Origin of the sequence: Paraburkholderia sp. (assembly GCF_034668105.1) — a bacterium.
Lineage (GTDB): Bacteria > Pseudomonadota > Gammaproteobacteria > Burkholderiales > Burkholderiaceae > Paraburkholderia.
In genome coordinates, this window is record NZ_JAXDPY010000070.1 from 1 (window position 1) to 7,250 (window position 7,250).

The 7,250-nt window shown below is 64.9% G+C and carries 6 protein-coding genes and 1 pseudogene; 1 reads left to right on the top strand and 6 read right to left on the bottom strand.

The window, feature by feature from the left end:
- Window positions 1-157: 157 nt before the first annotated feature.
- Genes QOC89_RS03565 through QOC89_RS03575 form a run of 3 tightly spaced genes read right to left on the bottom strand, consistent with a single transcriptional unit; the run spans window position 158 to window position 3,814 of the window.
- Entirely contained in the window at window positions 158-2,476 is a 2,319-nt protein-coding gene (locus QOC89_RS03565; RefSeq protein ID WP_323043759.1) for an FUSC family protein, read from the bottom strand.
- Window positions 2,457-3,506 carry a multidrug transporter subunit MdtN gene (mdtN, locus tag QOC89_RS03570; protein WP_323043760.1) on the bottom strand — a complete coding sequence of 350 codons (1,050 nt, stop codon included), beginning with the start codon at window positions 3,504-3,506 and terminating at the stop codon, window positions 2,457-2,459. Before mdtN ends, QOC89_RS03565 begins: the two co-directional genes overlap by 20 nt.
- Window positions 3,503-3,814 carry a hypothetical protein gene (locus tag QOC89_RS03575; protein WP_323043764.1) on the bottom strand — a complete coding sequence of 104 codons (312 nt, stop codon included), beginning with the start codon at window positions 3,812-3,814 and terminating at the stop codon, window positions 3,503-3,505. Before QOC89_RS03575 ends, mdtN begins: the two co-directional genes overlap by 4 nt.
- A 587-nt stretch (window positions 3,815-4,401) precedes the next feature.
- Between QOC89_RS03575 and QOC89_RS03585 the strand changes: the two genes are divergently transcribed.
- On the top strand, window positions 4,402-4,875 hold the full coding sequence (locus QOC89_RS03585; RefSeq protein ID WP_323043761.1) for a VOC family protein: 474 nt from the start codon (window positions 4,402-4,404) through the stop codon (window positions 4,873-4,875).
- A 69-nt stretch (window positions 4,876-4,944) separates the two neighbouring features.
- Here QOC89_RS03585 and QOC89_RS03590 read toward each other — a convergent pair whose 3' ends face one another.
- The 3 genes and pseudogenes from QOC89_RS03590 to QOC89_RS03600 form a co-directional block, all read right to left on the bottom strand.
- Window positions 4,945-5,988 carry a 2-dehydropantoate 2-reductase gene (locus QOC89_RS03590; RefSeq protein ID WP_323043762.1) on the bottom strand — a complete coding sequence of 348 codons (1,044 nt, stop codon included), beginning with the start codon at window positions 5,986-5,988 and terminating at the stop codon, window positions 4,945-4,947.
- Window positions 5,989-6,113: 125 nt separating this feature from the next.
- Window positions 6,114-6,377: pseudogene (locus QOC89_RS03595) on the bottom strand (class II aldolase/adducin family protein); the annotation flags it as partial.
- A gap of 96 nt (window positions 6,378-6,473) precedes the next feature.
- Window positions 6,474-7,250 (bottom strand): amidohydrolase family protein (locus tag QOC89_RS03600; RefSeq protein WP_323043763.1); only part of this gene is annotated, 777 nt, incomplete at its 5' end.

A 7,250-nucleotide genomic window follows, 5' to 3' on the forward strand; every position in this document is an offset into this window, starting at 1 on the left:
GGAGCCAGCCGAGCCAGCTGGCCCCGACACAATGGCGCCCGTCGCGTCCGTCCGGGGTTGCCACGGACGGTCGGGGCTGTCCGGCGCGATGTCGATGGATGACGTGGCGCATCCGGCCAGACCCGCCGTGACCAGGATCGCCACTGCGAATGGAGGCTTAAGCCGGCGCATGACTAGTGAAATCCTTCGCCGCGTCATTCGACGCAACGTGTTCAAGTTGAATGAGGCGTGCATGGCCGAGATTGATCAACGCGGTGCGAGTGCTGTCGTCAGCGGCTGCGTTTGGTCCAATCGTGTTGGGCGCAAAGGGCAAGGCGGGGTCCCGCTTAAGCGGCAAAGGCGAGTGCTGAGCAGCTGGCAAATCTGAATCTCCTACGACTGCATTACCCTCAACCGCGTTTTCAGCAGGCGCGAGCCCTGGCGGCAACCCACCCACGACGCGCCCAAGCCAACCATCGATCACAGCATCGACCGGTCGTCGTTCCGCAAGCAGGAACATCGGCCCTTCGAGCGCGTCGAGCCGGGCCAACGCGCCGCGGCGTTCGGCGATCCACGTCGAGTCAGGACGAACCCACGACGGCTCGTAATGCATCAGCGCGAGGTCCTGTTCCAACGCGCCGCACTGCGCCATGGCGCTCGCGGCTTGCGCCCGCCGCGTGACGGCATCGGGCAGGGCAGCCAGCCGCGCCCACTGCTGCCGTAGCGCGGCAAGCCCGCTGTCGACGCGCTCGGCCACGCTCACCGGCCACACGCGCGTGAAAACCAGATAAACGACCACATTGCCGATCAGGATCCCGATCGTGCGATCCCGCGCGATCGTCAGATCGTAGCCCGGCGCCGCGCCCTGCAACACGCACATGAAAAACACCAGCGCGATCTGGAAGCCGGCATAAGCAATCCGCGGCGAACCGAAAGCGACCCACGCCGACAACCATGCACCCACCAGCACGAGCGCCATCAACCCGACGACGGACGACAACACCGGCACCACGAACATGATCGCCGCAACACCGAGCAGCGCGCCGACCATGCACCCGGCAATCCGCAGCGTCATCTTCTCGACGGTCTCGGCGGTGGTGCCGAGCGACACCATGTAGACCGTGATGAAGCAGGTATGGATGCCGGGCCAGTCGATCTGCGAATAGAGCAGATAGCAGAACATCGCCGCCACAGTGGTCTTCAGTGCGTAGCGGACGTGATCGGGATTGGTGAATGCATCCGGAAGGAAGAAGCCGCCGCCTTTAGGGGCTGCCGGTGCCGCGATATCGGCTTTAATACGGGCTTCGGCGTTGGCTTCGGCACGGGTTTCGGCGTTGGCTTCGACGCGGGTTTCGGCGTCGGCTTCGGCGCGGGCTTCGGCACGGGTTTCGGCGTCGGCTTCGACGCGGGTTTCGGCGTCGGCTTCGACGCGGGCTTCAGCACGGGTTTCGGCGTCGGCTCCAGAACGGGCTTCGACGCGAGCTTCGGTTCGAACCACGCCTTCAGCCTCCACCGCGCCCGCGCTTTCAACCACCGCAAACCGGACAATCGCATCGCGCAGATCCTCGACGACGACGCGCGCGAGCGGCGTCAACTCCGTCACGGCAGGCGGCGCGAGTTCGATCTCGACCGGATAGCCACCGGCCTCGAGCATGCGAGCCATGTTCTCGAGCGTGTCGCCGATCGGTCCGGCGAACGATGCCGGCAGCCGTCCCGACGGTTCGTGCACCGAAAGATCGACCGCGACCAGGATCGCCAGCGTTGACGACACGGCCTGCCGCAGCGGCGCGATATCGGCGCGCCGCGACGATCCGTCCAGCGCCGAGAGCTTCAACCACGTGCCGATCTGCGCATCCCCTTCGCGCAGGCACGCGCTGAGCGCGTCGCCGGTCGACTCGGGTCCGGCCAGGCTGCGCGCGGCGAGCCGCAGGCGCCTCGCCAGTTCGCGGCCGGCCAGCTTGCGCGGCGAAGGCGCCACCAACAGGTTGACGCCGATCGAAATGCCAATAGGAATCGCGACCATCAACCACGCGTAGAGCAGGGCGCGCGTCGCGGCTTCGCCGAACGGCGCCATGCCGAGTTCGTCGAGTGCAAAGCCGACGATCATCGCGATGATCGCGCCCACCGGCCGCAGTTTGCTCGCCGATGTCACGAACAACAAACCGAACGACAGCACCGCGATGCACGAGACCCGCCAGAGCGGCTCGTCGAGCGCGAACATGGCCACCACCATGACGAGCCCGACGACCAGCGTGACCAGCACCAGCAGCGCCGAGCCCAGCACCACGCTCAGCACCCGGTCGGGCCGGTTCAGGAAGAACACGACATAGGCGGAGATGGCGGCTTCCGGCGTGCCGTAGGCGCTCGTCGCGAACGCCGTCAGCGCGCAGATCAGCGCGATCCGGGTCGCCATCTGTGCTCGCCCGGGATAGGGCGCAAGCAGCTTCAGGATGTCGGCGGGGCCCGGTCGGGCAAGATCACCGGCAGGCTGCGCCATGCCGGACCTCGACTATCGCGCTCGCACCGATTCGCACCAGCCGGGCGGCCGGTTCGTCGAGCCGCACACGGACAGGGAAGCGCTGGGCAACCCGTACCCAGTTCACGGATTGCTGAACGATCGGCAAGGTGCGCGGCAGATTGATGCGGTCCGAATCGGCAACGCCCGCTCCGATGCCGACCACTTGGCCGTGAATCGCCTGGCTTCGGTCGATCATCGAATAGACGGTTGCGCAATCACCTGGCTGGATCCGCGCGAGCGCTCCTTCGCGGAAGTTGGCGACGGCGAACCATTCGTCCGCATGCACCAGCGTGAAGATCGACTGATGCGGCGCAACCGTCTCGCCCGCCAGCACCGAGAGCCCCGTGACGAAACCATTCTGCGGCGCGCGCACCACGCTGTCGTCGAGACTATGCTGCGCGAGCGCGAGTGCGGCCTCGCGCGCATGGACGACGGCGATGGCGTCCGCCTCGTCGCCGATCGTCTTCGCGCTTGCCTGCTTCTGAGCCTGCGCCTGCTTGAGCGACAACGCGGCATCGCGCTCGGCGACCTGCGCCTGATCCAGCTGCTGGACCGGCACATAGCCCTTTGCCACGAGCGGTGTGAGGCGCTGCACGGTGCGCGATGCCAGTTCGTAGTTGTGGGCCGCCTTGCCGGTCTGGTCGTCCGCGATGGTCGCGTTGGCACGCTCGCCGACGATCGTCCGGCGTCGTGTTTCGAGCGCCGCGCGGGCGAGTTCGAGGTCGGCCTGGGTCTGCGCGACCACGAGACGGAACGGCACAGGATCGATCTCGAAGAGCACGTCGCCTTTGGCGACCCGCTGGTTTTCCTGCACCGCCAGCCTGACGATCCGGCCGCCGACCGGCGACGCGACGTGCACCACGTCGGCGTCGATCGTCGCGTCATCCGTAGATGGAAAGCGGGTGGTGCGGTCGTAGCCGTAAAGGGCTGCCGCGATGCCAAGCAAAACAATCACGCCCGCGATCACGCGGCCTTTGACGGAAGCCTGGCGCTTGCCGGCGATTTTCATAAGAGCTGTCCTGTTCCCGCAAGCCAGAAGAGCACCGCAACCGTCATGCCGATGGCGACGCAGACGGACAGTTGAAACGGCACGATCTGCGCCCACCCGGTGGACACGAAGATTCGATGCGCGATGAGTGCACCGACGAACCCCGCTACGGCGCTCACCAACCAGAGCGGAAAGTAGGCGCCGGAAATTTCATACGATGGTGCGCCACGCAGCGTGCATCCCTGCAAGCACACGCTCAGGACGGCGATGGCCGGAAGGCGCCGCGTGCGCGGCACGATCGAGGCGCGGGCGCTGCTTTGATCTGGCATAAACGGCATGGCAGCGTGGCGAGGAAGTAATGGAAGCAAGAAAGTCACAGGCACTTTACCAGCGCAGCAGTTTCGTTTCGACGTTTTCCATTGGTAGCACGAAACTTTATCCGCGAAGCATCGTCTGTCTGATCCGATCGTCAACGATATCGGCTTGCCGGCGCGTGGCTGCGTGCATACGCGAATCGAACGCTACTTGTCGGGGCCGGAGGTTCTGAGCGGGAAACAAACATGGCGGCAAGCAGACCGAGGCACCCGCCGAGAAGCGTCTCCCAGGCGCGTGCTGCAAGCAGCGGGATTGAATGCACGCCGCTTGCCGCAAGCGTCACGATCAACGTAAAAGCGAACGCACCGCACGCGATGTCGTAGCGCTCCGGCAACGCCATCGCATAGACGATCATCGCGAGTGCGGCAGCGGCAGGAAAGGGCGCCGCTTCCGCCGCTGAACGAGTATCAGGAATACAGGGATGGATAAAAAAGTGAAATTTTTCCTCCCCGCCTGTCGATCGTGATGCTCTTGCTTCGTCGTCTCAGTAGCGGCATGCGACTTGCCTGCACATATAGCCATCCCTGACAGGAGATTTGCCATGACGATTCAAAAGATCACGCCTTTCCTTTGGTACGCCACTGAAGCCGAAGAGGTCGCAGCGTTCTATACGGCGATCTTTCCCGACTCGCGCATCACCCGGGTCACGGCGGTGCCGAGCGCCGGTTCCACGAAGGTGGTCGATTTCGTGCTGTGTGGGCAGCCCTTCATCGCCATGAGCTCCGGGGGCGGCGATTCGTTCAACCATGCGATATCCCTGCTGGTCAACTGTGAGGATCAGGCGGAAGTCGACCGCTATTGGAATGCTCTGCTCGAGGGCGGCGGTTCAACGGATGCGTGCGGCTGGCTGAAAGACCGCTTCGGCGTCTCGTGGCAGATCTGTCCGACCGAGCTGCTCCGGATGATGGCCGACCCTGATCCGGTGAAGGCCGCGCGCGTGGCCGAAGCCATGATGAAAATGGTGAAGCTTGACCTCGCCACGCTCAGAGCCGCCTATGCGGGCACGGCCGGCTAGCCGGGGCCACGCGGAGTTCGACGCGCTTCGACGACGAATAGTGAAAGACCGCTGCGCGTACGCCAGCGTTCAGATATTGCCGTGCGATAACAAACGCGCGTCCGCCGCAGCCCGCAATTCAGCCAGCAGTGCGTCGCCTGACCATGCAGGGCGCGTGTCCGCCCGTTCCGCTTGCCGCACGAGTTCGCACAGCCGTGCGTTGACCGGAGCCGTTTGCCCAAGGCGTCGGGCGAGACGCACGACCTCGCCGTTGATCCAGTCGATTTCCGTGGCACGCGCTGCCGCCAGGTCGTCGGACATCGACGAGCGCGCGAGCGGATCGATCGTCAGCATCCTGCGGCCCAGCCGTTCGAACACCGCGTCGGGTACGGCGAGCACATGCGGTATCCAGCTTGACGGAAGCGGCGTCACCTTGGCCGGCCGTATGCCGGCCCGTTTCAGTAGCGCGAGCGCTTCTTTCTGCGCCATCGCGAGACAGCGCCGGTAGGCGCGTTGCGAGAGCTCCTCTTTCAACGGACGGTTCGCCAACGCGTTGATCGCATTGTTGAGGTTGAGCAACAGCTTCGCCCATTGCACCGGCAACATGTCGACGTGCTGGATCAGCGGCAAGCCGGCTTGCCTGAATGCGTCGACGAACGGCTGCATGGCCGGCGCATGTCTGATCTCCAGGTGGCCCGCTGAACCTTGATGAAACGCGCCAGGGCCGCGCTCGACGACATTGAAGGGCACCATCCCCTCCAGCACCGTGTGTTGCGGCAGCGCGGCACGCAATATGTCGGCATTGCCCACGCCGTTCTGGAAGCTCACGACAATCGCGCCAGGCCGAAGCACGCCGGCCAATTCCGCGGCGGCCGTGGGTGTCGCGGCAGACTTGACGGTGACCAGCACGAGGTCGGCGGTGGCGGCGCTGGCCGCGTCCGTCGACACGTCGGTGTGCTCCGGTGGCACATACCAGCGACAATTGTCGTGCCGCGACAGCGTGATGCCTTGACTGCGCAACTGGTCGGCGATGCGCGCACGCCCGATGAAAGTGACGTCGCTGCCGCCGGCCAGAAGCCGTCCGCCGACATAGCAGCCAATCGAGCCGGCGCCGTAGATAAAGATCTTTGCCATATGGGTTCTCAGGTGACTTTCTCGTCCATCCGCGATGTCTTGAATCGACAAACGCGGGCGATGACGCTTACGCCGTTCGCTCAGCACCTGTCATCGTGCGAAGCGCAAGGCGCGAATGGACCGCGTCAATCCGCGTATCCGGGGTTGCGGCGATCGAGCCGGCGCAGCAGTCCGGGCCATGCCAGCGCACCTAGCGTGACGCCTCTCGTCACCAGTCCAAGCTGCTCCTTGATGCCGCTGAGAATCGGCAGTGGAATGGACGTGAGCTTTCCGCCACCGGCCTGCGCCCGCACCTGAATCATGCAGGACGCTTCAAAGAAGTACATGGCGACGAAGGCGTCCGCCGCCGTCGCGCCCACCGTCAGCAAGCCATGGTTGCGCAGCATCAGAAATCGCCATTCTGGATTTCGACCGGTTGCGCGCGGCCAGTCTCGGCGATCCCGCTTCGTGACGATGACGATAACGTTGACTGCCGCGCCGTTTCGTCACGAGGCGCCAGCCACACTCCGACCTGAGCTCGACGATGGCGGGAAGCCGTAGACCGCTTCCGGATTGCCGACAAGAATCTTTTCCACGGTGTTTTCATTGCCGGCACAGCGGATGAGCCAGTCCAGCAGCAACACATCGACGGGACGCGGCTGCGCGTTAGGGTGCGGCCAGTTGCTTGCCCATAGGCAGCGCTCCGGATAGCGCGCGGCGAGCGTGCGCGCGAGCAGCGCGACGTCCTCGTAGTCCGGTGCACCATGGCGAGAGGTTTCATACGGTGCGGACAGCTTGACCCAGCATTGTCCGCGATCGAGCAGGCGGCACAGCGAGCGGAACGCTTCGCTGTCCGGTTGCACCGGCTCGATGAACTTGCCGGTGTGATCGATGACCAGCTTGCAGGGCAAGTCCTTCAGCGCCGACTCGTGAGTGGGCAGGTCGCGTCCGTCGAGCTGGAGATCGATGTGCCAGCCGAGCGAGGCGATGCGGGCGGCGTCGGCTTCGAGGTCGCTCCATGAACTAAGACCACCGGCGAGCATCATGTAACGCAGACCGCGAATGCCCGCTTGGTGCAGACGGGCAAGTTCAGCGTCGCCGTGCTGTGCCTGCGCCTGCGGCGGGAGCATTGCAATGCCGCGTGCCGCGTCGCCGAACCTTGCCAATGCCGACAACGTGCAACTGTTGTCGAAGCCATAGCCCGTGGGTTGCACCACGACGACCCGCGTCAAGCCCAACTCCTTTTGCATCCGCTGGTACGCGCTTACGGGTGCGGGCGGCGG